Annotated in this window: 27 protein-coding genes; 17 read left to right on the top strand and 10 right to left on the bottom strand. The window is 59.4% G+C overall.

Annotation, left to right across the window (positions count from 1 at the left end; all coding sequences use genetic code 11):
* The 13 genes from JZY08_RS14450 (at position 1) to JZY08_RS14390 (ending at position 12,583) form a co-directional block, all read left to right on the top strand.
* Positions 1-1,110 (top strand): carbon-phosphorus lyase complex subunit PhnI, encoded by a 1,110-nt coding sequence (locus tag JZY08_RS14450; protein ID WP_216330511.1) that lies wholly within the window; start codon positions 1-3, stop codon positions 1,108-1,110.
* Between the two features lie 130 nt (positions 1,111-1,240).
* Entirely contained in the window at positions 1,241-2,143 is a 903-nt protein-coding gene (locus tag JZY08_RS14445; RefSeq protein ID WP_003493189.1) for an alpha-D-ribose 1-methylphosphonate 5-phosphate C-P-lyase PhnJ, read from the top strand.
* Positions 2,140-2,916, top strand: a complete 777-nt coding sequence (gene phnK / locus JZY08_RS14440) for a phosphonate C-P lyase system protein PhnK (protein ID WP_216330510.1) — start codon at positions 2,140-2,142, stop codon at positions 2,914-2,916. The genes JZY08_RS14445 and phnK overlap by 4 nt, the downstream gene beginning before the upstream one ends.
* Positions 2,917-2,920: 4 nt before the next feature.
* Complete coding sequence (phnL, locus tag JZY08_RS14435) at positions 2,921-3,628, top strand: phosphonate C-P lyase system protein PhnL (protein WP_216330509.1); 708 nt, start codon at positions 2,921-2,923, stop codon at positions 3,626-3,628.
* Complete coding sequence (locus JZY08_RS14430) at positions 3,625-4,242, top strand: DapH/DapD/GlmU-related protein (RefSeq protein ID WP_216330508.1); 618 nt, start codon at positions 3,625-3,627, stop codon at positions 4,240-4,242. The genes phnL and JZY08_RS14430 overlap by 4 nt, the downstream gene beginning before the upstream one ends.
* A gap of 238 nt (positions 4,243-4,480) precedes the next feature.
* On the top strand, positions 4,481-5,341 hold the full coding sequence (gene phnC / locus JZY08_RS14425) for a phosphonate ABC transporter ATP-binding protein (protein ID WP_003493184.1): 861 nt from the start codon (positions 4,481-4,483) through the stop codon (positions 5,339-5,341).
* An 85-nt stretch (positions 5,342-5,426) separates the two neighbouring features.
* Positions 5,427-6,332 carry a phosphonate ABC transporter substrate-binding protein gene (gene phnD, locus JZY08_RS14420; protein ID WP_216330507.1) on the top strand — a complete coding sequence of 302 codons (906 nt, stop codon included), beginning with the start codon at positions 5,427-5,429 and terminating at the stop codon, positions 6,330-6,332.
* Positions 6,333-6,403: 71 nt separating this feature from the next.
* Positions 6,404-7,390: a phosphonate ABC transporter, permease protein PhnE gene (gene phnE / locus JZY08_RS14415; RefSeq protein ID WP_035241417.1), complete on the top strand. Its 987-nt coding sequence runs from the start codon at positions 6,404-6,406 to the stop codon at positions 7,388-7,390.
* A complete protein-coding gene (gene phnE, locus JZY08_RS14410) occupies positions 7,390-8,739 on the top strand; it encodes a phosphonate ABC transporter, permease protein PhnE (protein WP_216330506.1) in 1,350 nt (449 codons plus the stop codon). Before phnE (JZY08_RS14415) ends, phnE (JZY08_RS14410) begins: the two co-directional genes overlap by 1 nt.
* A gap of 285 nt (positions 8,740-9,024) precedes the next feature.
* Positions 9,025-9,723, top strand: coding sequence for a DUF1045 domain-containing protein (locus JZY08_RS14405; RefSeq protein ID WP_216330505.1), 699 nt, complete (start codon positions 9,025-9,027; stop codon positions 9,721-9,723).
* Positions 9,720-10,856, top strand: a complete 1,137-nt coding sequence (locus tag JZY08_RS14400) for an alpha-D-ribose 1-methylphosphonate 5-triphosphate diphosphatase (RefSeq protein ID WP_216330504.1) — start codon at positions 9,720-9,722, stop codon at positions 10,854-10,856. Before JZY08_RS14405 ends, JZY08_RS14400 begins: the two co-directional genes overlap by 4 nt.
* The gene (phnN, locus tag JZY08_RS14395; RefSeq protein WP_003493170.1) at positions 10,853-11,455 is read left to right on the top strand and encodes a phosphonate metabolism protein/1,5-bisphosphokinase (PRPP-forming) PhnN; all 603 of its coding nucleotides are present in this window, start codon (positions 10,853-10,855) and stop codon (positions 11,453-11,455) included. The genes JZY08_RS14400 and phnN overlap by 4 nt, the downstream gene beginning before the upstream one ends.
* 87 nt (positions 11,456-11,542) lie before the next feature.
* Positions 11,543-12,583, top strand: a complete 1,041-nt coding sequence (locus JZY08_RS14390) for an AraC family transcriptional regulator (RefSeq protein WP_216330503.1) — start codon at positions 11,543-11,545, stop codon at positions 12,581-12,583.
* Positions 12,584-12,612: 29 nt separating this feature from the next.
* On the opposite strand, the gene JZY08_RS14385 is transcribed toward JZY08_RS14390, so the two are convergent.
* Positions 12,613-12,849, bottom strand: coding sequence for a hypothetical protein (locus tag JZY08_RS14385; RefSeq protein WP_216330502.1), 237 nt, complete (start codon positions 12,847-12,849; stop codon positions 12,613-12,615).
* 212 nt (positions 12,850-13,061) lie between these two features.
* Here JZY08_RS14385 and JZY08_RS14380 point away from each other — a divergent pair, with 212 nt between their 5' ends.
* Both JZY08_RS14380 and JZY08_RS14375 read left to right on the top strand, forming a co-directional pair.
* Positions 13,062-13,307, top strand: coding sequence for a transcriptional regulator (locus JZY08_RS14380; RefSeq protein WP_003493166.1), 246 nt, complete (start codon positions 13,062-13,064; stop codon positions 13,305-13,307).
* A gap of 39 nt (positions 13,308-13,346) precedes the next feature.
* A complete protein-coding gene (locus JZY08_RS14375; protein ID WP_216330501.1) occupies positions 13,347-13,604 on the top strand; it encodes a hypothetical protein in 258 nt (85 codons plus the stop codon).
* Here JZY08_RS14375 and JZY08_RS14370 read toward each other — a convergent pair.
* The 8 genes from JZY08_RS14370 to JZY08_RS14335 all read right to left on the bottom strand — a co-directional run bounded on the left by JZY08_RS14370 (position 13,592) and on the right by JZY08_RS14335 (position 20,986).
* Positions 13,592-14,581, bottom strand: a complete 990-nt coding sequence (locus JZY08_RS14370) for an Ldh family oxidoreductase (protein ID WP_216330500.1) — start codon at positions 14,579-14,581, stop codon at positions 13,592-13,594. The two genes, JZY08_RS14375 and JZY08_RS14370, sit on opposite strands and share 13 nt — an antisense overlap.
* A 189-nt stretch (positions 14,582-14,770) precedes the next feature.
* Positions 14,771-15,697, bottom strand: coding sequence for a TonB family protein (locus JZY08_RS14365; protein WP_035241411.1), 927 nt, complete (start codon positions 15,695-15,697; stop codon positions 14,771-14,773).
* A complete protein-coding gene (exbD, locus tag JZY08_RS14360; RefSeq protein ID WP_216330499.1) occupies positions 15,694-16,194 on the bottom strand; it encodes a TonB system transport protein ExbD in 501 nt (166 codons plus the stop codon). The genes JZY08_RS14365 and exbD overlap by 4 nt, the downstream gene beginning before the upstream one ends.
* A 6-nt stretch (positions 16,195-16,200) precedes the next feature.
* Positions 16,201-17,376, bottom strand: coding sequence for a tonB-system energizer ExbB (gene exbB / locus JZY08_RS14355; RefSeq protein ID WP_216330498.1), 1,176 nt, complete (start codon positions 17,374-17,376; stop codon positions 16,201-16,203).
* A 193-nt stretch (positions 17,377-17,569) separates the two neighbouring features.
* Positions 17,570-18,307: a histidine utilization repressor gene (gene hutC / locus JZY08_RS14350; protein WP_216330497.1), complete on the bottom strand. Its 738-nt coding sequence runs from the start codon at positions 18,305-18,307 to the stop codon at positions 17,570-17,572.
* A gap of 35 nt (positions 18,308-18,342) precedes the next feature.
* Entirely contained in the window at positions 18,343-19,128 is a 786-nt protein-coding gene (locus JZY08_RS14345) for an ABC transporter ATP-binding protein (protein ID WP_216330496.1), read from the bottom strand.
* A complete protein-coding gene (locus JZY08_RS14340) occupies positions 19,128-19,901 on the bottom strand; it encodes an ABC transporter permease (RefSeq protein WP_216330495.1) in 774 nt (257 codons plus the stop codon). The genes JZY08_RS14345 and JZY08_RS14340 overlap by 1 nt, the downstream gene beginning before the upstream one ends.
* 143 nt (positions 19,902-20,044) lie before the next feature.
* Entirely contained in the window at positions 20,045-20,986 is a 942-nt protein-coding gene (locus tag JZY08_RS14335; protein ID WP_216330494.1) for an ABC transporter substrate-binding protein, read from the bottom strand.
* Between the two features lie 205 nt (positions 20,987-21,191).
* Between JZY08_RS14335 and JZY08_RS14330 the strand changes: the two genes are divergently transcribed.
* Positions 21,192-21,899, top strand: a complete 708-nt coding sequence (locus tag JZY08_RS14330; protein ID WP_216330493.1) for a YoaK family protein — start codon at positions 21,192-21,194, stop codon at positions 21,897-21,899.
* A 27-nt stretch (positions 21,900-21,926) separates the two neighbouring features.
* On the opposite strand, the gene JZY08_RS14325 is transcribed toward JZY08_RS14330, so the two are convergent.
* Positions 21,927-22,445: a hypothetical protein gene (locus tag JZY08_RS14325; RefSeq protein ID WP_003493138.1), complete on the bottom strand. Its 519-nt coding sequence runs from the start codon at positions 22,443-22,445 to the stop codon at positions 21,927-21,929.
* A gap of 77 nt (positions 22,446-22,522) precedes the next feature.
* Here JZY08_RS14325 and JZY08_RS14320 point away from each other — a divergent pair, with 77 nt between their 5' ends.
* A complete protein-coding gene (locus tag JZY08_RS14320) occupies positions 22,523-23,161 on the top strand; it encodes a trimeric intracellular cation channel family protein (protein ID WP_003493136.1) in 639 nt (212 codons plus the stop codon).
* Positions 23,162-23,167 lie beyond the last annotated feature (6 nt).

The raw sequence follows: 23,167 nt of genomic DNA, 5'->3' as shown, positions 1-23,167 counted from the left end.
ATGTATGTTGCCGTGAAAGGCGGAGAAACCGCCATTGCCAACGCTCACCGGCTTCTGGCCGACAAGCGGCGCGGAGACCGCGACCTGCCCGCCATGACGGTGGCGCAGATCGTCTCGCAGCTTTCGCTTGCCGTCGACCGGGTGATGGCGGAGGCTTCGCTTTACGATCAGTCGCTTGCGGCCCTTGCCGTCAAACAGTCCCGCGGCGACATGATCGAAGCCATATTCCTGCTGCGTGCCTACCGCACAACCCTGCCCCGTTTCGGTTATTCGCTGCCGGTGGATACCGCAAAGATGACGGTGCAGCGCCGCGTTTCCGCAACCTACAAGGACTTGCCGGGCGGGCAATTGCTGGGACCGACCTTCGACTACACCCACCGCCTGCTCGATCCCTCGCTTCTGGAAGACGGGACTGTCGAGACCGCTGCCCGACGTGAAGGAGAGCCGGAATATGTCATGCGCGTCTCCGACATTCTGGCCGAAGAGGGGCTCATCGAAAGCGACGGCGACATGCCGGACGATCATATTGCCGGCGATCTGACACGGGAACCGATGGAATTTCCGATGCCGCGTGATCTGCGCCTGCAATCGCTGGCGCGCGGTGACGAGGGCTTCCTTCTGGCGCTCGCCTATTCGACGCAGCGCGGTTACGGCCGCACGCATCCCTTTGTCGGCGAAATCCGCATCGGCGAGGTGGAAGTCGAACTCGACGTGCCCGAACTTGGTTTTGCTGTCTCGCTTGGCGATATTCAGGTGACCGAATGCCAGATGGTCAACCAGTTCAAGGGCTCGGCCAAGGCACCACCACAATTCACCCGCGGCTACGGTCTGGTATTCGGCCAGAGCGAGCGCAAGGCAATGGCCATGTCTCTGGTGGACCGCGCACTGCGTGCGGGCGAGTTCGGCGAGGATGTGGTTGCCCCTGCTCAGGACGAGGAATTCGTCATCTCACACGCCGACAACGTGCAGGCGACTGGCTTCGTCGAACATCTGAAATTACCGCACTACGTGGATTTTCAGGCCGAACTCGGTCTGGTCAGAAAAATGCGCACCGATTTCGACGCGATCAATTCCAACGGCGCGGAATGGATGGGCGATGCGGCCGAATAGCTCAGCGGCTGTGCTCGCCAAACCAATAGGCGCAAAAGACGGTCGATGCTGCGAATACAGCAAAGAACACGGCTGCAAGAATTCCAATCTCCATGAGCTTGTACTCCTTTTTTCGCAAGGTTAACGCGCAATGCTTAAAGAAGTTTCATTCGACGACGGGCTGGCTGCCTACAACTTCGCCTATCTGGACGAACAGACCAAGCGGATGATCCGCCGGGCGATCCTGAAGGCCATCGCCATTCCCGGTTATCAGGTTCCCTTCGCTTCCCGCGAAATGCCCATGCCCTATGGCTGGGGCACCGGCGGCGTGCAGGTCACGGCATCCATCCTCGGTCCCGACGATGTGCTGAAGGTTATCGACCAGGGTGCGGACGACACCACCAACGCCGTATCCATCCGCGCCTTTTTCCAGAAGGTCGCGAATGTGGCCGTGACCACCCGCACCAAGGATGCCACCATCATCCAGACGCGGCACCGCATTCCCGAAGAGGAGCTGCATTCGGGCCAGGTTCTCGTCTATCAGGTTCCGATCCCCGAGCCTTTGCGTTTCCTCGAGCCGCGCGAGACCGAGACCCGTGTCATGCATGCGCTGGAGGAATATGGCCTGATGCACGTCAAGCTTTATGAGGACATCGCCCGCAACGGTCGGATTTCCACCACCTATGCCTATCCGGTGAAGGTTGCCGGTCGTTACGTGATGGACCCCTCTCCGACACCGAAATTCGACAACCCGAAAATGCACCTGTCCGACGCCCTGCAATTGTTCGGGGCCGGGCGCGAAAAGCGCATCTATGCCGTGCCACCCTATACGGATGTCGTCAGCCTCGATTTCGAGGACCATCCGTTCGAGATCCAGCGCTTTGACAAGCCCTGCGCGCTGTGTGGCGGCGAGAATGTCTATCTGGACGAGGTGGTGCTTGATGATAAGGGCGGGCGGATGTTCGTCTGCTCCGATACCGACCATTGCGAGGACCGCCGCGCCCATGGCCACAAGGGCCACCTGCTGGCGGATGTGAAGGAGGCCGCAGAATGAGCGACGCACCGCTTCTGAAAGTCAGGGACGTTTCCAAATATTACGGCGAGCGGGCCGGTTGCCGCAACGTCTCCTTCGAGCTTTATCCGGGCGAGGTTTTGGCCATTGTCGGCGAATCCGGTTCCGGCAAGACCACGCTTCTCAACTGCATTTCCACCCGGCTCGTGCCGACGGCCGGCAGCGTGGAATATCGCATGCGCGACGGCTCGGTGCGCGATCTCTATCATATGGGCGAGGCCGAACGGCGTTTCCTGATGCGGACCGACTGGGGCTTCGTGCACCAGAACCCGGCGGATGGCCTGCGCATGGCGGTGTCGGCCGGCGCCAATGTCGGCGAGCGGCTTATGGCCGTCGGCAACCGGCACTACGGCAACATCCGGCAATCGGCCAGCGAATGGCTGGAGCGGGTGGAAATCGGCACCGACCGTATCGATGACCAGCCGCGCGCCTTTTCCGGCGGCATGCGCCAGCGTCTGCAGATCGCCCGTAACCTGGTAACCTCACCGCGCCTTGTCTTCATGGACGAACCGACCGGCGGCCTTGATGTCTCCGTGCAGGCACGGCTGCTCGATCTCGTGCGCGGCCTCGTCAACGATCTCGGCCTTGCCGTCATCGTCGTTACCCATGATCTCGCCGTAGCACGGCTGCTTTCTCACCGGATGATGGTGATGAAGGGTGGCGACGTCATCGAACACGGTCTGACGGACCGCGTGCTGGACGATCCGCGCGAACCCTATACGCAATTGCTTGTTTCCTCCATCTTGCAGGTTTGACGCCATGCCGACGCCTCTTATCGTTTCGGAAGTCTTCAAAAGCTTCACCATGCATCTTCGCGACGGCATCGAACTGCCTGTTGTCCGCGATGTCAGTTTTTCCGTTTCCGGTGGCGAATGTGTCGTGCTTGGCGGCCCGTCCGGCATCGGCAAAAGCTCGATCCTGAAAATGCTCTATGGCAACTATGCCATCGACAGTGGACAGATTCTCATCCGCCACGAGGACCAGGTTATCGACATCGGCAACGCCTCGCCGCGCACGATCCTTGAAATCCGGCACCGCACCATTGGCTATGTCAGTCAGTTCCTGCGCACCGTGCCGCGTGTTCCCGCCATCGATGTCGTCGCCGAGCCGCTTTTCGCCCGCAAGGTTGCCGCGGAAGAGGCTCGCGAGCAGGCAGCCACGCTGCTTTCGAAACTCAACCTGCCGCGGGAATTGTGGTCGCTTCCGCCGGCAACGTTTTCGGGCGGGGAGCAGCAGCGTGTCAACATCGCGCGCGGCTTCATCACCGATCATGCTATCCTGCTCCTCGACGAACCGACCGCCTCGCTGGACGCTGTCAACCGCCGCGTGGTCGTTGACATGATCCTCGAGAAAAAGGCGAAAGGCACGGCGCTGCTCGGCATTTTCCATGATGAGGAAGTGCGCGAAGCCGTGGCCGACCGCATTCTGGACGTCTCGCAATTTTCACCGCGCAAGGTGGCGGCATGAGCGTCAAGGTCGGTCTCGAACCCGTCATTCATGAAAGCGCCCGCGTCACCAATTCATCGATCGGCCGCTACACCGAAATTTCGGAACGCTGCCGCATCGAGGAAGTCGAGATGGGCGACTATTCCTACGTCATGCAGGATGGCGCCATCTGGTGCGCGAGCATCGGCAAATTCGTCAACATTGCCGCCTCCGTCCGTATCAACGCCACCAATCATCCGATGTCGCGGGCAACGCTGCATCATTTCACCTATCGCGCCCGCAGCTACTGGGACGATGCCAAGGATGAAACGGACTTTTTCGCCGCCCGGCGCGCCAAGCGCGTGGTGATCGGAAACGATGTGTGGATCGGCCATGGCGCGACCATCCTGCCCGGCGTCACCGTCGGAAACGGTGCGGTGATCGGGGCCGGTGCGGTCGTCTCGAAAGATGTGGCGCCCTATACCATCGTCGGCGGTGTACCTGCCCGGCTGATCCGGGAACGTTTCCCGGCGGAACTCGGAAGCCGGATGGACGCTCTGAAATGGTGGGACTGGGATCACGCAACGCTACGCATCGCATTGGACGATTTCCGGAACCTCGCCGCCGAAGATTTCGTGACAAAATACGCCGGCTAAACTCCACCTGAATTGCGGATCCCGACATCATATCCCGGGATCCGCGCCACTGGAATGGTAAGGAAAAAAGCTGTCGGACCGGGGTTTCAACTCCTTGTAATGCCAGACAGAAGGTTTGTCGGCGAATACACGGACGCGCAATCTGCGAATTCTGTAATATTTTATTCATGAAACTGACATCCACACTTCACGGACCGCTGCTAGGTCGAACCCCGTAACAAGAAGATTGGACGGGGAAATGAGCTTTCACCTGAAGCAAGTCACGCGCCGTTTCGGCAACCACACTGCGGTTGATTCCGTGAATGTCGAGATACCGCAGGGCCAGATGGTTGGTGTGATCGGGCGTTCGGGCGCTGGAAAATCGACGCTGCTGCGCATGATCAACCGCCTCGTCGACCCTTCCTCGGGTTCCATCCATTTCAACGATACGGAAGTCTCGGCGCTGAAGGGTGCGGCGCTGCGCAACTGGCAGCGTGACTGCGCCATGATCTTCCAGCAGTTCAATCTGGTGCCGCGCCTCGACGTGCTCACCAATGTCATGCTCGGTCGCCTCAATCACCGTTCGACGGTGCTCAGCCTCTTTAACATCTTCACGGATGAAGAGCGTCTGATGGCGATCGCCGCTCTCGAGCGGCTCGGCATCGAACACGTGGCCATGCAGGCGGCGGGTACGCTTTCCGGCGGCCAGCAGCAGCGCGTCGCCATCGCCCGGGCGCTGATGCAGTCTCCCAAGATGGTTCTGGCCGACGAGCCGATTGCCTCGCTCGACCCGCTGAACGCCAAGATCGTGATGGACGCGCTGCGCGACATCAACGAACGTGAAGGCATCACCGTCATGACCAACCTGCACACGCTGGATACGGCGCGCAATTATTGCGAACGCATCATCGGCATGTCGCAGGGCCGCGTCGTCTTCGACGGAACGCCCGCCGAACTGACGGCGGCGGCGGTCACGGAAATCTACGGCACGGATTCGCACGGCGCCGGCATCGACGAAACGATGACCTCAACCAGCATCAATATTCCCGGCGCGCAGCTTGCTTCGCGGCCGGTTCAGCAATCTGCCGGTCCCGAACCGCTGGCTCTCGCCGGGCTCTGAGGAACCGCTCAGCATCGTTTGCGCCCGCGTCAAGGGCCGATACTTCACAACAAACTCCGGCTCGCCGGGAAACAGGAGAAAGTCCATGTTGAAGAAAGTCCTTCTTTCGGCAGTCGCCCTTGGCGTTCTGGCCGGTTCCGCCATGGCTCAGGACGTCAAGGTCCTGCGCATCGGTCTCGACGGTTCCGAGAACGAAGCCGACATGATCCGCAGCACGAAATGCGTTGCCGATGGCCTGAAGGCCGCGACCGGCGTTTCCGAAGTTCAGGTTTTCCCGTCGCCGGACTATAACGGCGTCATCCAGGGCCTGCTCGGCGGCACCATCGACATCGCCTCCATGGGCGCTTCCTCCTACGCCAAGATCGCGCTCGCAGACCCCAAGGCCGTCGATCCGATCCTGACCTATACGGGTTCTGACGGTTCCAGCGGTTATTACACCATCATGGTTGCCCGCAAGGACAGCGGCATCAAGAAGCTGGCAGACGCCAAGGGCAAGAAGATCGGTTTCGCCGACCCTGACTCCACCTCCGGCTTCCTCGTTCCGAACGTCGCCATTCCGAAGGAAACCGGCACGCCGATCAAGGAATTTTTCGCTGAAACCGGCTTCGGCGGCGGCCATGAGAACCTTGTTCTCGCCGTTCTCGACAAGAAGTTCGACGTTGGCACCACCTTCGGTTCGGGCGTTGGCAAGTGGGAAGAAGGTTACTCCGGCGGCAACCTTCACCAGATGGTGAAGAAGGGCAACCTCGACATGGACGATATCGTCGAAGTCTGGAAGTCGCCGCTGATCCCGAACGGCCCGCTCATGGTCGCCAACAAGCTCGGCGACAGCATGAAGCAGAAGGTCGAGAACTTCTTCATGGAACTGCCCAAGAAGGACCTCGCCTGCTTCCAGGGTTACACCCAGGGCAAGAACACTGCCTATATCAAGGTCGACCCGTCCTTCTACCAGACGATCGTCGACGCCCGTAAGTCCGTTATCGGCGGCTGATCCTGACATCATGTTCCGGAAGCGGCGGTGCCTTGCGGCATCGCCGCTTTTGCCAATAAAGGAAGAGCGGCATGGCGACCACACTGCAACCTGGTACCCTCACGCCCGAGGGATTGAGCGCATCGTCCCGAACGGTCATGCGTCACTATCAACAGCAGCTTGCGACACGGCGGATCTATACCGTCATCTCGCTCGTGGTCTTTCTGATCATTCTCGCAGCGTCGCTGAATTTCGCCAACGAGGCGAATTCGGGCAAGTTCTTCGAGCGGCTGCCGTATTTCTTCGACTTCCTGAAGACATTCGTGCCGGATAGTCCGCTGGAAATCTTCCGGGCGATGTTCGACCTGCCGTCTCCCTATGACAACGGGTCGATGAAATATAATTATGTCGCGGATCGCGTTTACGTCACCGACAGCTTCTACATACCGCATTTCATCTACCAGCTGATCATCACCCTCAATATCGCGCTGGTTTCGACGATCATCGGCACGAGCTTTGCCTTCGTGCTCTGCTTCTTCGCCTCCACCAATCTTGTCGGTTCAGGCGTTGTGCGCTGGATAGTGCGTCGGGTGATGGAAGTGCTGCGTGCCTTTCCCGAAATCGTCGTCGCCGGCTTGCTCACGGCCATTCTCTCGATCGGGCCGATTGCGGCAATCATCGCGATTTCCATTCATACGATCGGGGCTCTCGGCAAACTGTTCTTCGAAGTGGTGGAGAATGCCGACATGAAGCCGGATGAAGGCCTTCGCGCATCCGGCGCAAACTGGCTGGAGCGGGTGCGCTTCGCCATCGTGCCGCAGGTTCTGCCCAATTTCGTTTCCTACGCGCTGCTGCGCGCCGAAATCAACGTGCGCGCCTCGACCATCATCGGCGCCGTCGGCGGTGGCGGCATCGGCGAGGTCTTCCGGCTCTCGATCGGTAACGACCATGCCTCCAAGACCTATGCCATCATCATCCTGCTGCTGATCACCATCATTGCCGTCGACCAGTTTTCAAGCTGGCTGCGCCGCAGGCTGATCGGCCATCAATCCTTTGAATTCGGACGGGGAGCGGCCTGATGTCGTCCAGCTTCATTCTCAACACCGCCGACCGCGAGAGGCTGACGGCCGCGCATCCCGCCATTTTCAATCGCGGTTTCATGCAGCGATACGGCCTGCTGACGGGCATTGCCGCCGTCCTCGTCTATCTTACTGCCTGCTTCTTCTTCTTCAATGTCGGGCCGACCTTCATGCAGGGCCGGTGGGATCGCGCTTCGAGCTATATTCAGGACTGGTATTCCTGGCGCGCGCAGCCCCGTCTGCGTTTTGAAGACGGCAAGGTCGATCCGCAATGGTCGAGCCGTGGACAGTACCCCACCGATGCAAAGATCGACTGGTTGCAGCCCCTGCCAGATGGCGGCTACAGCGTCATTTATGCGGGTACGGAAAATCGCCTCGATGTGACCCCGACCCGGGTGGACGTCTATGTCGACGGCAAGAACTATCCCGTCATCATCAATGGCGACGCCGCTCTTGCGCCTGAGGGTCTTCCGGAAGAAATCCGGCAGGACGGCAACAAGGTTCTCGTGCATTACGGTTTCGCCGGTCAGGCGGAAATCCGCACCAGCCAGGTCTATGTCCAGCGGCGGTTCCTCGGATGGGCCAACTTCCTGTTTGATACCAAGTCGGAATTCTGGGGCAAGGGTTACGGCGAACTGGCCGCTCTGGCATTGTGGGGGGAGAGGCTCGATCCGGAGCGCTCCAATATCAGCAATATGGCCGATGATTTCCTCGACAACAGCGTCTGGCAGCATGCCGATATTTTCTCCAAGCTGATGCAGACGCTGGTCATGGCCTTTGTGGGCACGCTGTTCGGTACGCTCGTTGCCCTGCCACTCGCCTTCATCGCTGCACGCAATATCACCGCCAACAAGGCAGCCAACTGGGGCATGAAGCGACTGTTCGACTTCCTGCGTTCGATCGACATGCTGATCTGGGCACTGTTCTTCACCCGCAGCTTCGGCCCCGGACCGATCCCCGGCATTGCCGCGATCTTTTTCACCGATACCGGCGCGCTCGGCAAGGTCTATGCCGAGGCTCTGGAGAATGTGGACGACAAGCAGCGCGAAGGCGTCAAGTCGGTCGGCGCGTCTCCGATTGCGGTCAATCGTTTCGGCGTGTTGCCGCAGGTCCTGCCGGTCTTCATTTCCCAGTCGCTTTATTTCTGGGAAAGCAACACCCGCTCCGCCACGATCATCGGTGCGGTCGGCGCCGGCGGTATCGGCCTGAAACTCCTGGAAGCGATGGGCACCAATGCCGACTGGGACAAGGTTGCCTATATGGTCCTGCTCATCCTGTTCGTCGTCTTCCTGTTCGACCACATCTCGAACTCGCTGCGCTCGCGCCTGATCGGAAAAACTCAACATTAAGTCAAAAAACCAGGGGTGGCTTTGACCCCAAAGCCGCTCCCGGTTCGCTGTCCTGCTCGGGGCGCAGCGTAAAACCGGATTTACTGCAAAGCCTGCCGCCGCCATCCAATGTGCCTGCATCCGTTTTCGGCACATTCCAGACGAGCGCAGCATTTCACCGCGCTTTTTTCCACGGGCATCATCATTCTGTCACGGAAAGCCATTACCTCGCACTCCTGACCTTGCGGGAAGCGGGCGAGTCACGCCAAATAGCGTTTCATCCCTGGTTTCCCTTGACACTGAAGAGTGCTTGCCGTGCGCTACGCCATCTATTTTTCTCCGGCTAAAGATCATCCGCTAACCGAAGCGGCGTCGCGCTGGCTCGGCCGCAATCCATTTTCCGGCACGCAGCATGACGACCACGACGCCTATGCTGAAATGACCGCGGAACCTCGCCGTTACGGTTTTCATGCGACCCTGAAGGCACCCTTCGAGCTTGCCGAAAAATACAGCGAAGCAGAGCTTGTCGCAGCCGTCGAAGACTTTGCCGCCAGCCAGTCCGCCTTCGAGATTCCGCGTATCGTCGTCGGCGCGCTTGGTCCGTTTTTCGCGCTCGTCCCGGATCGCACCTATCAGCCGCTGCAGGATTTTGCCGCCGAGATCGTTGACCATTTCGACCGCTTCCGCGCGCCCCTGTCGGAGACCGATATTGCCCGGCGCCGGCCGCAGAACCTGACGGAAAGCCAGCGGCAAAATCTGTCGCTTTGGGGTTATCCGCATGTCATGGATGATTTCCGCTTTCATATGACGCTGACGGGCCGCATCGACGAAAGTGACGCGCCCGCCATGCAGGACGTGCTTTCGGCGCGGTTTTCCGAGTTCGTCGACAAGCCTCTCACCATTTCCGGCCTCGCTTTGTTCATTGAAGAAACGCGCGGCGCACCCTTTACCGTTCATCGCTGGCACCCGCTTGGCCAGCAGCCAAAGAAAGATGCCGACCCATGACCGAGCACGCCCTTTCCAATGCCCGCATCGTTTTAGAAGACGATATTATTCTGGGATCCGTTCTGATCCGTGACGGCAAGATCGCCGATATCAGCGAAGGCGCTTCAAAGACCGGAGAGGATCTCGAAGGCGATTTTCTCATTCCCGGTCTCGTAGAGCTGCACACCGACCATCTGGAGCAGCATTATTCGCCGCGCCCGGGCGTACTCTGGGACAAGATCGCGGCCATCCAGGCCCATGACGCGCAGGTCGCATCCTCAGGCATTACCACTGTCTTCGACTGCCTGCGTCTCGGCTCCGACGAAGATGGCGGCTTCAAGAAGGGCGAAATGCGGGAAATGGCAGATGCCATCGAAGCTGCGGCCGATCAGAACCGTCTGCGGGCAGACCACATGCTGCATCTGCGCTGTGAAGTGGCGTCATCAGATGTTCTGGAGCATTTCGAAGACTTCGAAACCGATCCCCGCGTGCGGCTGATTTCGATGATGGATCACTCCCCGGGGCAGCGCCAGTTCCAGTCGATGGAGCAGTATATCTTCTATTATCAGAAGAAGCGCGGACTGAGCGACGAGGCCTTCGCGGAGTTCGTCAGACGGCGGCAAACCGCATCGGCAGAATTTTCCGCCAAGCACCGGGATTATCTTGCCGCTCGCTGCGCCGAGCGTGGCATCACCGTTGCAAGCCATGACGACGCGACCGAAGCGCATGTGGGCGAAGCGATCGGACATGGTGTGAAGCTGGCGGAGTTTCCGACCAGCGTCGAAGCCGCAAAAGCCTCGCACAGCGCCGGCATGAGCGTGTTGATGGGCGCGCCGAACATCGTCCGCGGCAAGTCCCACTCCGGCAATATCGCCGCCCGCGATCTTGCCGAGCTGGGTGTGCTGGACGTTCTTTCTTCCGACTACGTGCCGTTCAGCCTGCTTTACGCGCCGTTCCTGCTCGCCGACCAGGTGGAGGCCATCACCCTGCCGGAAGCACTGCGCATGGTCAGCGCCACGCCGGCACGAACGGTGGGTCTTCTTGATCGCGGTCGCATCGCAGCGGGACTACGGGCCGACCTCGTCAGGGTTCACCGCGAAGATGGCGTGCCCGTTGCGCGTGCCGTCTGGCGTCAGGGCAAACGTGTCGCATGACGAATGGCGGGCGGGATAATTCGGGTGAGAGCGTATCACCCGGAACCATGATCGTGATTGTCGGCCCGAGCGGGGCCGGCAAGGATACGCTCATGGAGTACGCGGCAACGCAATTGTCCGGACGACCGGGCTTCCACTTCACCCGCCGGGTCATTACCCGCAGCGGTGATGCTGGCGGCGAAAATCACGATTCCGTCTCCATGGCCGAGTTCAACCGGCTGCAGGATGAGGGCGCTTTCGCTGTCTCCTGGCAGGCGCACGGGCTGAAATATGGTATCCCTGCCGCAGTCCACCGCCATCTCGATGCGGGAGACGTGGTCATCGCCAACGGTTCCCGCTCGGCCCTGCCCCATTTCGGCACCGCCTTTTCGCGCCTCAAGGTCGTGAATATCGTCGCGCGGCCGGAGGTGCTGGCGCGGCGGCTGGAGCAGCGTGGGCGGGAAAGCCGGGAGGATATCCTCCGGCGGCTGGAGCGTAGCTCGCTTGCGGTGACCGGAGATTTCGACGTGACGACGGTGGATAATAGCGGCGCCATCGAGGATGCGGGCCAAACCATCATGCAGGTGCTGGAACAGAGCGCCTGCCTCGGCCGCGTCTAAAATCCCCCAGCCGGACCGCTCGACAAAAGGTCTTGCAAGGCTTACCATCAGGCGACAATTTCCAAACATGGTACGCCAAGGCGAGGGATGCCCGACAAGAGGCTCAGCGACGAGATAACTGTGGTAGCCGGTCTGGCCGCCGGCGTCGGCAATTATGCGAGGTCGCGGGGCATCGATATCGCCCCCATCTGCAAGGCTCTCGACATCGATCCCGCCACATTTGACAGCCTGACGGAGCGGATCAGCCTCGACAGATTATGCCGCCTGCTCGAAACCTGCGCGCTGATTTCCGGGGACGACACCTTCGGCCTGCAATGCGCTTCCACCTTTCCAGCCGGCGCCTCCGGCGCATTCGGATACGGCCTGATGAGCGCGCCGACGGTGCGGGCTTTCCTGCGGTTTCTTCAGGACCACGTTTATTACGCGACCAATAACAGCAATTTCACCATGGTGGCTGATGACGCGCAGGTGACGCTTTCATGGTCCTTTGCACCGGTGATCGCCAAACGTGATCAATATGTGGATCTATCGCTCGCGGTTCTGATTCAGCGCCTTCGCGATATCCTCGGGGAACGGATCAACCAGATCGAGATAGGTCTGGAGCGGCAGAAACCGCATAATATTCAGCTATTTAAGGAAAGAATGAGCAAGCGCGTCAGTTTTTCCCAGCCCATCCATACGATGCGTCTGCCGGCATCGCTTCTCGATGTGGTCAATCCGAATGCGGATGAGCGGCTGTTTGAATTGATGAATTTGCAGTGCCGGATGCTGCGACCGGAAACATCGGCGGATGCGACACATTTCATCGATCAGGTGAAACGCTACATGCAGGTACGGCTCTCGGATGCGGAGCTTTCGCTCAGTGAAATCGCCCCCTATTTCAACCTCTCGGAACGCAGTTTTCAACGACGGCTCGCTGAGCTTGGAACCAATCTCAACGAGATAAAGGACGCCATTCGCAAGAATGCAGGCTTCAAGCTACTGGTGGAGAGCGATCTCCCCGTCTCCGACATCAGTTACAGGCTCGGCTATTCGACACCGGGCGCGTTTTCGCGCTCCGTTTCCCGCTGGTTCGGGGCAACGCCCACCGATATTCGCAGGAAACATGCGCATCATTCCGCCGGATAAGGCGCATTTCCGGCATCAATATTTCGCAATTACAAAATAAATTTGTAAAATATATCAACGCCAATGCATTTCTGTGTCAAAACATAACAATAAAGACGCAGAACTTGGCGCAAGATGTTATTCTCCTGATACGGGATATCGCCTAATAGAGCGCCGCGTGTCCCTTCGGGTATGACGACAAACATTCCAAAGCTTTGAATTTTCGCATCGTTCTCTACAGAAACCAATTCCGGTTCCTGCAGATGATGATGCAGCAATTCTTCCATTGCCGAGGATGACGTCCATGTAGGGGCCGGCTGGCTGCGAAAGCGGCCGTTTATTGCAGAATTCCTGATGCCTGACGAAACCTCTTGGCCGAGATTGGCGTTCCTGCTCACAAGCAAACGCAGCGGTTTACGAGCCGGTTTAAGGGATCAAAATTTATAATGGACCCTGATCGCGCTCCGGGAAGGTCGATCTCTTTTGAGGCTAAAAGAACATGTCTTCAAAAATGCCGCATGAACATCGCCAAACCCGTGAAATCGTCCTTTCGGATCGTGAACGGCACTATCTGGGGCTTGTGGCGCGGGGCAAACACCCCTCGCATGTCGCCTTGATGACCGGCGCGGATGAAGCCGACGTGAAGGATACGCTGGAGCGGGTGCGCCACAGGCTGGGCGCGGCCAATCTGCTGAATGCCGTCAGCATCGCCCTGCTGCGCGGTCTGATTGAACAGGATGTCTGATCGTCACCCGTAACAATTCGTTCTCCCGGGCAGCTTCGAATGCAAAACCAAGAAAGGCTTTTGCTGACGCTGCTCCAGAAGCTTACGCGAAATCGTCCCCTTCCCGTAAGCCAAAACCGAATGAGCGGCTTTCTGCGTCAGAATCCTTCCCTTTCGATGGAAGGATGGCGGACCAAAAGCGGATCGGAAATGATTTTCGATCCGTATCGGCGCAGGTTTAAAGCAGCCATGAACGGTTTGCCCGGCGGATCATCCGATCCGCCGGGTTTTTATTTTTCGACTCGTCAAAGTGACTGAATTTCGGCGAAAATATCGCTCTCGACGACAATGCCGCTTTCCAGCGCCTGTCGGCGGATACCCTGGCTGCGTCGGCCGGGCAAACGTACATTCTCCTGCTTCTCTATCTCGCCGGCGATAAGCGCCAGCCGCTCGACAAAGCCGGCGCCGCCCGACGACACCGGGTCTATGGCGATGATCGTGTGGCCCAGCGAGGGCGGAGCGCCCTTGTCATCCAGAAGGGAGGAGGCTTCAAATGCGAAGTTTCCGCCGGTCACTGCGGCTGCCATGATCTCCACCATCAGCGCAAGAGCTGCGCCCTTGGCTTCGCCCGCAGGTACCATCGTTCCCTCAATGGCTTCTTCGGGATCGGTCGTCGGCCGGCCGTTTCTATCGAGCGCCCAGTCACCCGGAATGGTTTCACCCTTCTGGCGTGCCGCCATGATCTTTCCACGCGCCACCTTGGACAGAGCCAGATCGATCACCAGCGGATCGGCACCGCCAACCGGGGTGGCGAATGCAATCGGATTGGTGCCATAGAGCGGTTTGCTGCCGCCCCAAGGCGCCATGGATGCCGGCGCATTGGCGAACATCAGCGCCACAAGACCCATGTCCGCAAGACGTTCGACGGTGAGCGCCATGACGCCGGCATGATGGGAGCGATGGATCGCAGCGAGCGCAATGCCCTGCTGCCGAACCATATCAGGCAGTTCCTGCAGGGCGCAGTCGATCGCCGGATAGGCGTAGCCGTGATTGGCATCGATCGACAGAACACCCGGCTTGACGCGCGTCACGACCGGCCGGGCATTGCCATTGACCTTTCCGACCCGCGCCTGGCGGACATAAACGGGGATGCGGCGAAAACCGTGGCCGCTCTGGCCTGCGGCCTCGGATGCGACGAGCGCTTTTGCCACGGAGCGGGCGTTTTGCGGCAGAACGCCGTTGCGCTCAAAGATAGAGGATACGAGATCCTCCGCCTCTGCGATTGAGAATTTCATTCCGGAATGCCTCTGCGTGTTAAGTCGACAAGACCTACACCATCGAAAACATTCGCGAAATGCAATTCAGACCCAAACAGATATCTTCTCGAGACGATCGGCCAAGCATGCACACTCTCGTCAGGAATGCGGCATTTAAGGCCGGAGCTTATTCCAGCAAAACCGCGACTTGGTTTTGCTGGAATCGACCTAGCGGATGCTGATCGGCAAGGTGATTGTCTTGTTTGCGTCCGGCGGCGGCGCGGGCACCGGTGATGCGCTCTGGATCCAGGCCGCGATCTGCTGGTCGATAGAGGAATCACCCGTGGACTGCACCACACTGACCCCGCTGATGGCGCCTGCATCGTTAACCCGGAACCTGACGGTCGCTGTCATCGCGTCGCTGCGAAGCGAACGGGGTTTACGCCGCTGGATATGCGAGCGGACCTTCGATCCCCATTTTGCGGGCGAGGCGGAAGACGACGAGAAGAAACCGGCATTGTTGCGCGATGCCGCGGTTCGGTCGGACTGCTGTGTCTCGGCCTTCGCCGTTTCGCGCAGTTCCGATGCCTGCTGCGGTTTGGGGCGCTGGCGCTCGACCTTCTTCTTGTCTTCCGGTTCTTTCTTCTCCACCTTCTTTTCGACCGGCGGCGGCGGTGGCCGGATGACGGGCAAGGGAACCTCGACATTTTCGAGTTCCGCCATCATCTTTTCCTGCACGGGATCGATCGGCTCCACCGGTTCAGGAATTTCCTGCGGTTCGACGACCTCCTCGACCGGAGGTTCCGGCGGCTGCACGGGTTCCGGCGGCGGCGTTTCCACAACCGGCTCAGGTGGCGGCGGCTCCTCCGGGGTGACTTCCTCCACCGGCTGGCTGTTGTCGCTCTTTACCTCTTCGGCGTCTTCAACATCCTGCGCCGGCGTGGTTTCCTCGGTGTTCACCGCTTCCGGTATCGCCGCCATTTCGATCATGATCGCGGCAGGCGGCGGCCCGCCGGCATCCAGCTCCTCGGGTTCCTGCATCAGGTAATAGGCAAACCCGGCATGAACGCCCAGCATGAGCAGCGCCGCGGCGGACCACAGCGTCACTTCCCCCAGACGGGAATGTCGGGACTGCGGGTAGCCGTTTTCAGTCATGGCGCCGTTCCCGGCGCTGCAGGCTGGCTTACGGGTTGGCCAAAGGGCTGTACCGAACCGGCGGGCTGAGATGTCGCAGCCGCATTTTCCAGACCCACCAGGGCGATCTTCAGATATCCGGCGTCCCTGAGCAGGTTCATGATTTCCATGAAGTGGCCATAGTCGACGGCCTTGTCTGCGCGCAGGAAGATACGCGTATCCTTCTTGCCGCCCGTCTGCCTGTCGATCGAGGCTGCAAGCGCCTCGCGGGAAACGGTATCATTGCCGAGATTGAGAGACAGATCGTCCTTCACCGTCAGATACAGCGGCTCTTCCGGGCGCTCCGCCGGCTTGGCCGTGGATGCGGGAAGATCGACATTCACATCCACCGTCGCCAACGGCGCGGCGACCATGAAGATGATGAGCAGAACCAGCATCACGTCGATAAAAGGTGTGACGTTGATCTCGTGGTTTTCGGAGAGATCGTCTCCGCTATTTTCGCGAATACCGCCAGCCATGACCGATCACCGTCCGACCAATGACACTGCGGGCTTGCTGGTGCTGCCCGGCGGAATACGGCGGAAATCGAGATCGCGGCTGACGAGGCGTTCCACGCCTGCGGCTGCGTCCGCCAGCAGATGGCGGTAGCCGGTAATGGAGCGGGCAAAGACGTTGTAGATCACCACCGCCGGAATAGCGGCAACGAGGCCGATGGCGGTGGCAAGCAGCGCTTCGGCAATGCCGGGAGCCACGACAGCGAGGTTGGTGGTCTGCGATTCCGAAATGCTGATGAAGGAGTTCATGATGCCCCAGACGGTACCAAACAGGCCGACGAAGGGAGCGGTGGAACCGATGGTCGCCAGAACACCCGTTCCGCGCGACATGCGGCGACCGGCATGGGTCTCGATGCGCGACAGGGCCGAAGACACACGCTCCTTGATGCCGCCGCCGTCCGTGTGTTCGATCACCGCATCGGAAAGCTGCATTTCGTGGGTTGCCATACGCAGCATCAAGGCTGCCGGTCCGCCCTTTTTCTCGACAGCCTCGGTCGCCTCGTTCAGGGTTTTTGCCCGGCGGATGACCTTGAGCGTCGCACCGGCGCGCACGCGCGCACCGGCAAGTTCGATCGATTTCGCAACCCACACTGTCCAGGTGACGAGTGATGCGAAGGCAAGACCGATCATCACACCCTTTACGACCCAGTCGGCCGCCATGAACATGCCCCAGGGGGACAGGTTGTGCGGAATGTCCGCACGATGTTCGGCACTCGCAGGCTCGGTGCTTACGGGTTCAATCGGGGTGGAGACTTCGTTCGGCGCGGCCGTAGTGTTCGTTGGCGCGGGCTGTTCAATCTGTGTCGGCTGCGGCGCAACACCTTCAGCCGCCGGCGCGGGGTTAGCTGCGGCAGGCGCAGACTGGGCCGGGGCGGGCTGCGCGGCGGCCGGTTGTTCCGGTGCGGCAGCGGAAGGTGGTGCCGGCTGGATCGCCGGGGCGCTTGGCGTCGCCGGGGCTTCCGCCGGCTGCTGCGCGGGCTGAACCGTTTCCGTTGCGGGGGCTGACTGGGTGTCAGATGCCGACTGAGCAAAAACCGCTCCGGCACTCAAGCCGGCCAGCAAGGCGGCCATCATGGCAAGTGAGATATGCCGTGTTTTGTTTGCCTTGGTGAAGGACGCGGAAGAAGTTGAGGTCGCAGCTGACATAATTTTTATCCCGGATTTCCGTCGATGAACTCATCCGCAGATTGACCGGTTTTACGAAAACCGGGGCCCTAACGGATACCGTCGTGAAAGCTTGACGTTCCGATAATAAACCTGAGTTCTTTTGACAACTATTATATTGTCAAAAGACGACCCGTAAACTCTTCTTTACAAAAAATTGACCGACCTAAGGCCTTCAACTGGTCTGTGAAGGCGAAAATTGCGCCACCAGGGCGTGGCGGTCGCCGGGATAGGTCACGCGGACACGGGTGACATAGTCCGTTCCATGCCAGGTCCGGCGGTCAATGACCAGACACGCCGCACCGGAAGTTATCCCCAGCGCCGCCGCATTTTTGCGGTCGGCGGAAACGGCGCTGATGCGATGTTCGGCGGCACTCCAGGGCACCATTTTCAGCAGCCAAGTTCCCGGCCCGATCTGCGAAAAATCCGTAAATTCCGCATCGGGAACAGAGGTGACATTAATGATGCGTTCCTCAAGGCAAAAAGGAACACCGCCGGCAAAATGCGTGCAGGTAAGTTCCAGAACCCGGGCACCGGCGGCAAGCGCCATGGCCGCGCCGTCTTTTTCACCCGCAGGGCGCAGGCGTCGCTTGTCGAGATGGTAGCTGTAAACCAGGCCGAGCGCCTGCACTTCCCGTTCGATGTCGTGGATTTCCAGCACGGCCGATTGCGCATGGGGCTGGCGAACGAAGGTGCCGAGACGGCGGCGGCGCTCAATCAGGCCACGCTGCACCAATTCGCTGAGAGCCTTGTTCACCGTCATGCGCGAGCAGGCATATTGCCGGGTCATCTCGTGTTCGAAGGGAATACGATACCCCGGCGGCCATTCACCCGACATGATGTGGCGCTCGACATCATTGCGGATGCGTTCGTGCAGCGATTTTTCCTGAAGATCGGCGCCTGTGCTCCTCATCCCGATGCTTCCATCCTCCCGATTCGCTGGATCAACTATCCATGGGCAGCGGCGGCAATCGCCTCGCTGCGGATTTCCTCCGTCAGCTTGGCGCGCAGCTCAGAAAATTCCGGGCTGGCCTTGACGGTGTAGTGGCGCGGATGCGGCAGGTCGACCGGTGTGATCGACTTGATGCGCCCCGGCCTTGCGGACATGGTCACCACACGCGACGCCATGAACACCGCCTCCTCAATGTCATGGGTGACGAAAATGACCGTCTTCTGCTCCCGCTCCCATATTCCGAGCAGCAATTCCTGCATCAGCCCGCGCGTCTGGTTGTCGAGAGCGCCGAAAGGCTCGTCGAGCAGCAGGATTTTCGGGCCGTTCGCCAGGGCGCGGGCAATCGCCGTTCTCTGCTGCATGCCGCCTGACAGTTGTTTCGGCCAATGGTTCTCGAAGCCCCGCAGGCCGACCTTGTCGATATAGCTATCGACGATCTCCCACTTCTCCATCTCGGCCACGCCGCGTTCGCGCAGGCCGAAGGCGACGTTTTCGCGGATCGTCAGCCAGGGAAACAGCGTGTAGGACTGGAACACCATGCCGCGATCCGCCCCCGGTCCCGTAACCGCACTGCCGGATAGCAGGACCTCGCCCGTCGTCGGGCGGTCAAGACCGGCGATAATGCGCAGCAGGGTCGATTTTCCGCATCCCGAAGGGCCGAGAATGGTCACGAAATCATTGCGGGGGATATCCAGATCAGTCGGCTGCAAGGCCAGTGTCGGCTGCCCGCCCTGTACACCCGGAAAGGTGCGGCTGACGCCCTTGATAACGAGTTCGCTCATCAGGCAAGCCTCCAGGCGAAAAGCTTCCGGTTCAGCGATTTGAACGCGAAGTCAGAAATAAGTCCGATAACACCGATGACGATGATGCCGAAGATGATCTGCCCGGTCGCCATCAGCGCCTGGCTGTTGATGATCATATAGCCAATGCCCGAGGAAGCGCCGATCAGCTCCGCAACGATGACGTAGGTCCAGGCCCAGCCGAGAACGAGACGGAGGATTTCAGCAATATCGGGCGCATTGGCGGGAATGAGAACGCGGCGCACCACGCCCCGGTCCTTCGCGCCCAGCGTATAGGCCGCCTCCACCAGATCGCGTCTTGTCCCCGCAACCGCCACGGCCACCATCAGAATGATCTGGAAAACCGCGCCAATGAAGATCACCAGCAATTTCTGCATCTCGCCAATGCCGGCCCATAGAATGAGCAGCGGCACGAAGGCGGAAGCCGGAAGATAGCGCGCAAAAGATACGAAGGGCTCAAGCAGCGCCTCGACAGGCTTGTAAGCCCCCATGGCGATGCCGACCGGCACGGCAACGAGCGATGCCAGCACGAAGCCGCCCACCACGCGCCAGATCGTCATGCCTATATCGCCGGCAAATCCCTGATCGGTCAGCAGATAGATGCCGTCCCTGAGCATGGTGATGGGGTCGGCCAGAAAGGTTGGCGATACGAAACCGCCCAACGTGGCAAAACCCCAGGCGGAGAAAAAAAGCACGAAGAACAGAATGCCGAGAAAAATCCTCGTGCTGTTCTTTATGGGTTGAAGAGGTTGCATCCTGTCGCCTGTCTGGAGAACCGGCGCGGCACTTCTGACGCCGCGCCATCAAAGCGCCGTGCGTCGTCCATGACGCACAAGACGCTGTAACGCTTCTGACCGGCTGCAATGTCCCCGAAGGAAAATGCAGCCGCCTGTTTCTGCTACTTGATGAAGGAGGTGTCCGCGAGTGTCGAAAGATCGGGCTTCGCCTTTATAACGCCGATTTCCAGAAGCAGATCAGCCGATTTTTCGGAGAATGTCTTGAATTCGCCCTCGAAGAATTTCTGGTTGGCGGCCTTGTCCTGCCATTCCAGGAATTTTGCCGAGGCTGCGAATGCCTCTCCTGCCTGCTTCACGTCCGCTCCCATCGTCTCATAGGACTTTTCGGGGTCGGACTTGATGAGGTCGAGAGCCTGGAAATAGCTGTCCGCCAAGGCTTTCGCCGCCTGCGGATTGTCCTTCAGGAAATCCGGTGTGCAGCCGAACGTATCCATGACGGCGGGATAATCCAGCGTCGTGGCGAGGATTTTTCCCTTGTCTGGCGCGGCGCGCACGGTGGATAGATAGGGCTCATAGGTCATGGCCGCATCGTTCTGGCCGGCGACAAATGCCTGCGCGGCCGGTCCCGGCTCAAGGTTGACGACCTTGACGTCCTTCAGGGTGAGGCCGTTTTCCTTGAGTATCCAGGCAAGGAAGAAATAGGGGGACGTGCCCGGTGCGGAAGCGGCAACCGTCTTGCCCTTGAGGTCCGCGACCTTCGAAACGTCACTGCGCACCGCAATGCCATCGGCACCGTGCGACTTGTCCATCTGGAAAATCTGGGTGGATTTCACACCATTGGCATTCCACGCGATCCAGGTTTCGACCGTGGTGGCGGCACACTGGATATCACCGGAAGCAAGCGCCAGATGCCGGCTTGCCTGCGGAATTTTCTTGATATCGACCTTCAGGCCATTTTTTTCGAAAATGCCCGCCTGCTTGGCAAGTGTCAGCGGCGCAAAGCCGGTCCAGCCGGACATGCCAATGGTTACAGATGTTTCTGCATAGGCTGAAGCGGATGAAGCAAGCGCTGCGATTGTGGCGAGAACCCACGTTTTTTTCATGATCGGAACCCCTTTTGATTTATTTTTGTGCGACATTTTTTATCGCTTTATTTGAGGCATCGTAGGCAGGGATTTTCTATTTGTCTAGACAAAATGGAGTGGCTGATAACGCATCGGGAAAGATTGCAAACGGGCATTCCGGCATTCTAGACATAGGATAGCACGGCCCGGCGCATAAGCCGCTGTTTTTCATATCGAGCTTTTCATGACCAGACAAAGACGTCGAAACATCATCAGGGCAAGGCGCACCGGAACCGGCATTGCGCTCGTCGCCGCCATCTCCTTCATTGCCGGGATGACGGATGCGGTGGGTCTTTATATTTCCGGAGATTTCGTCTCCTTCATGACCGGCAACACCACCCGCGCCGCCGTCTCGATGGAAGCGGGCATCTATTCCCATGCGGTAAAACTGCTTTTCGCAATCATTGCCTTCGTGGCGGGCAATGCCGGGGGCATCGTGGTCGCGCATAAATTCGACCGACGCATCTTTGCCGTTCTCATGGGCGTGGGGATGCTGATGGCGATTGCAGCGCTGTTGCGGAACGAGGCCGGTCTCGCACAGTTTTATCTCGTCGTTTTCGCCATGGGCATGGTCAATGCCGCGGTCGAGCATATTGAGGGGCTACCGATCGGCCTTACCTATGTGACCGGTGCTCTTTCCCGCTTCGGCCGCGGCATCGGCCGTTTTCTCCTGGGCGAGCGGAGCCTCGACTGGGGTATTCAAATCGTACCGTGGCTTGGCATGATATGCGGGGCGATCTGCGGCGCGGTGCTGGGTGCCACACTCCAGTCGGATGCCCTGTGGGTGGTGGCGGCAACGGTTTTTGCCGTCGCCATTGCCACCCTCGTCATTCCGCGTTCACTACGCCATCGCTACAATCAAAGAGTCAAAATCAGGCGTATCGTGCCGTGACCGCCCTTGCCGTCACAGGCTGCGCCGTTACTTGCGCGAAATGGTGACGAACTTCGTGCCGCGCACCCTGACCGTCATCAGGCAGGGTTCCTTGTCGGTGCGCTCGCAATAACGCGGGTGCATCTTCAGTACAAAGACCATGTTGCCGAAACGCTTGATGAAATCGTAGCCATATATCCGGGCCGTCGCGATCATCAGATATCCGCCCTCTTTCACCTGGACGTAGAAATTATAGGGGCAACCTTCCTCATCGCAGCTGCGGCCCTTTTCGCCGTCGCAATCCAGAACACCATGATTGACGACAGCATCCATCAGGCCGTCATTGTTGATATCCAGCCTGGTGACGAAATCATCGCCGAAGGCCGCTACCTTGCACTCGTTGCGGAAATGATCCTTTTCATAGATCTCGGGATCGTTCACCAGCTGCTGCTGTGCTGACAGCGCCGCCGGAAACATCAAGAGGACCAGCGCCTGAAGAGCGACAACGATAGCGATTCGCACGGCATTTTCCTTTGCATCCGTTTCGGTTATGGATGTTGCGATCATCCGGGCGGCCAGCCTAGAGTTTAGTGCTTGCGCGACACTGACGCGCCTGCATTCAGTTTTCCGGGGGGAACCTTTTCATGACACTGCTGGGTTTTCTCGATTATGCCGGCGTCGCCGTCTTTGCCGCGACCGGCGCACTGGCAGCTTCACGCAAGCAGCTTGATTTGATCGGCTTCCTGTTTTTCGCGGCAGCGACCGGCATCGGCGGCGGCACGGTGCGCGATCTCGTGCTGGGCAGAGCGCCGGTGTTCTGGGTGGTGAACCCCACTTATATTCTCGTCTGCGTATCGGTCGCGGTTCTGCTCTTCTTCACCGCACATCTTTTCGAATCCCGCTATCGGGTGCTGATCTGGCTCGATGCCATTGGCCTTTCCGCCTATTGCGTCATGGGAGCGGCGAAGGGCCTCGCCGCCAGCGGCTCCGCAACCGTCGCCATCGTCACCGGCGTTCTCACGGCGACGTTCGGCGGTGTACTGCGCGATATTCTCGCCGGCGAACCATCCGTGCTGCTGCGCCCTGAAGTCTATATCACCTGCGCCCTTTTGGGCTCTTCCATCTTCATCGGAACCTATTTCCTCGGTGCGCCGCTTTATGTCGCATCAGGTATTGGCGTGCTGACAGCTTTTGGCGTCCGCTCGGGCGCACTGATCTTCGGATGGACTTTTCCACCCTACAAGGCCAAGCCCGGCAGACGGCCGGAAGATATATTGAAGTGATGTGTC

This window comes from Rhizobium sp. X9, assembly GCF_018873185.1.
Taxonomy (GTDB): domain Bacteria; phylum Pseudomonadota; class Alphaproteobacteria; order Rhizobiales; family Rhizobiaceae; genus Agrobacterium; species Agrobacterium oryzihabitans.
The sequence above is the reverse complement of the archived record's forward strand: the minus strand, read 5'-3'. Positions and strand labels throughout refer to the sequence as shown.

What these genes read in the sequence shown, in the direction of transcription:
- JZY08_RS14370 (WP_216330500.1), bottom strand. Translation starts at nt 14,581, where the DNA reads ATGAAATTCTCAATCGCAGAGGCGGAGGATCTCGTATCCTCTATCTTT.
- JZY08_RS14430 (WP_216330508.1), top strand. Translation starts at nt 3,625, where the DNA reads ATGAGCGTCAAGGTCGGTCTCGAACCCGTCATTCATGAAAGCGCCCGC.
- JZY08_RS14375 (WP_216330501.1), top strand. Translation starts at nt 13,347, where the DNA reads ATGCAAAACCAAGAAAGGCTTTTGCTGACGCTGCTCCAGAAGCTTACG.
- JZY08_RS14380 (WP_003493166.1), top strand. Translation starts at nt 13,062, where the DNA reads ATGTCTTCAAAAATGCCGCATGAACATCGCCAAACCCGTGAAATCGTC.
- exbB (WP_216330498.1), bottom strand. Translation starts at nt 17,376, where the DNA reads ATGTCAGCTGCGACCTCAACTTCTTCCGCGTCCTTCACCAAGGCAAAC.
- phnL (WP_216330509.1), top strand. Translation starts at nt 2,921, where the DNA reads ATGCCGACGCCTCTTATCGTTTCGGAAGTCTTCAAAAGCTTCACCATG.
- hutC (WP_216330497.1), bottom strand. Translation starts at nt 18,307, where the DNA reads ATGAGGAGCACAGGCGCCGATCTTCAGGAAAAATCGCTGCACGAACGC.
- JZY08_RS14330 (WP_216330493.1), top strand. Translation starts at nt 21,192, where the DNA reads ATGACCAGACAAAGACGTCGAAACATCATCAGGGCAAGGCGCACCGGA.
- JZY08_RS14385 (WP_216330502.1), bottom strand. Translation starts at nt 12,849, where the DNA reads ATGGAAGAATTGCTGCATCATCATCTGCAGGAACCGGAATTGGTTTCT.
- JZY08_RS14325 (WP_003493138.1), bottom strand. Translation starts at nt 22,445, where the DNA reads ATGATCGCAACATCCATAACCGAAACGGATGCAAAGGAAAATGCCGTG.
- phnC (WP_003493184.1), top strand. Translation starts at nt 4,481, where the DNA reads ATGAGCTTTCACCTGAAGCAAGTCACGCGCCGTTTCGGCAACCACACT.
- JZY08_RS14445 (WP_003493189.1), top strand. Translation starts at nt 1,241, where the DNA reads ATGCTTAAAGAAGTTTCATTCGACGACGGGCTGGCTGCCTACAACTTC.
- phnE (WP_216330506.1), top strand. Translation starts at nt 7,390, where the DNA reads ATGTCGTCCAGCTTCATTCTCAACACCGCCGACCGCGAGAGGCTGACG.
- phnE (WP_035241417.1), top strand. Translation starts at nt 6,404, where the DNA reads ATGGCGACCACACTGCAACCTGGTACCCTCACGCCCGAGGGATTGAGC.
- JZY08_RS14365 (WP_035241411.1), bottom strand. Translation starts at nt 15,697, where the DNA reads ATGACTGAAAACGGCTACCCGCAGTCCCGACATTCCCGTCTGGGGGAA.
- JZY08_RS14335 (WP_216330494.1), bottom strand. Translation starts at nt 20,986, where the DNA reads ATGAAAAAAACGTGGGTTCTCGCCACAATCGCAGCGCTTGCTTCATCC.
- exbD (WP_216330499.1), bottom strand. Translation starts at nt 16,194, where the DNA reads ATGGCTGGCGGTATTCGCGAAAATAGCGGAGACGATCTCTCCGAAAAC.
- JZY08_RS14320 (WP_003493136.1), top strand. Translation starts at nt 22,523, where the DNA reads ATGACACTGCTGGGTTTTCTCGATTATGCCGGCGTCGCCGTCTTTGCC.
- JZY08_RS14450 (WP_216330511.1), top strand. Translation starts at nt 1, where the DNA reads ATGTATGTTGCCGTGAAAGGCGGAGAAACCGCCATTGCCAACGCTCAC.
- phnK (WP_216330510.1), top strand. Translation starts at nt 2,140, where the DNA reads ATGAGCGACGCACCGCTTCTGAAAGTCAGGGACGTTTCCAAATATTAC.
- JZY08_RS14340 (WP_216330495.1), bottom strand. Translation starts at nt 19,901, where the DNA reads ATGCAACCTCTTCAACCCATAAAGAACAGCACGAGGATTTTTCTCGGC.
- JZY08_RS14390 (WP_216330503.1), top strand. Translation starts at nt 11,543, where the DNA reads ATGCCCGACAAGAGGCTCAGCGACGAGATAACTGTGGTAGCCGGTCTG.
- phnD (WP_216330507.1), top strand. Translation starts at nt 5,427, where the DNA reads ATGTTGAAGAAAGTCCTTCTTTCGGCAGTCGCCCTTGGCGTTCTGGCC.
- JZY08_RS14400 (WP_216330504.1), top strand. Translation starts at nt 9,720, where the DNA reads ATGACCGAGCACGCCCTTTCCAATGCCCGCATCGTTTTAGAAGACGAT.
- phnN (WP_003493170.1), top strand. Translation starts at nt 10,853, where the DNA reads ATGACGAATGGCGGGCGGGATAATTCGGGTGAGAGCGTATCACCCGGA.
- JZY08_RS14345 (WP_216330496.1), bottom strand. Translation starts at nt 19,128, where the DNA reads ATGAGCGAACTCGTTATCAAGGGCGTCAGCCGCACCTTTCCGGGTGTA.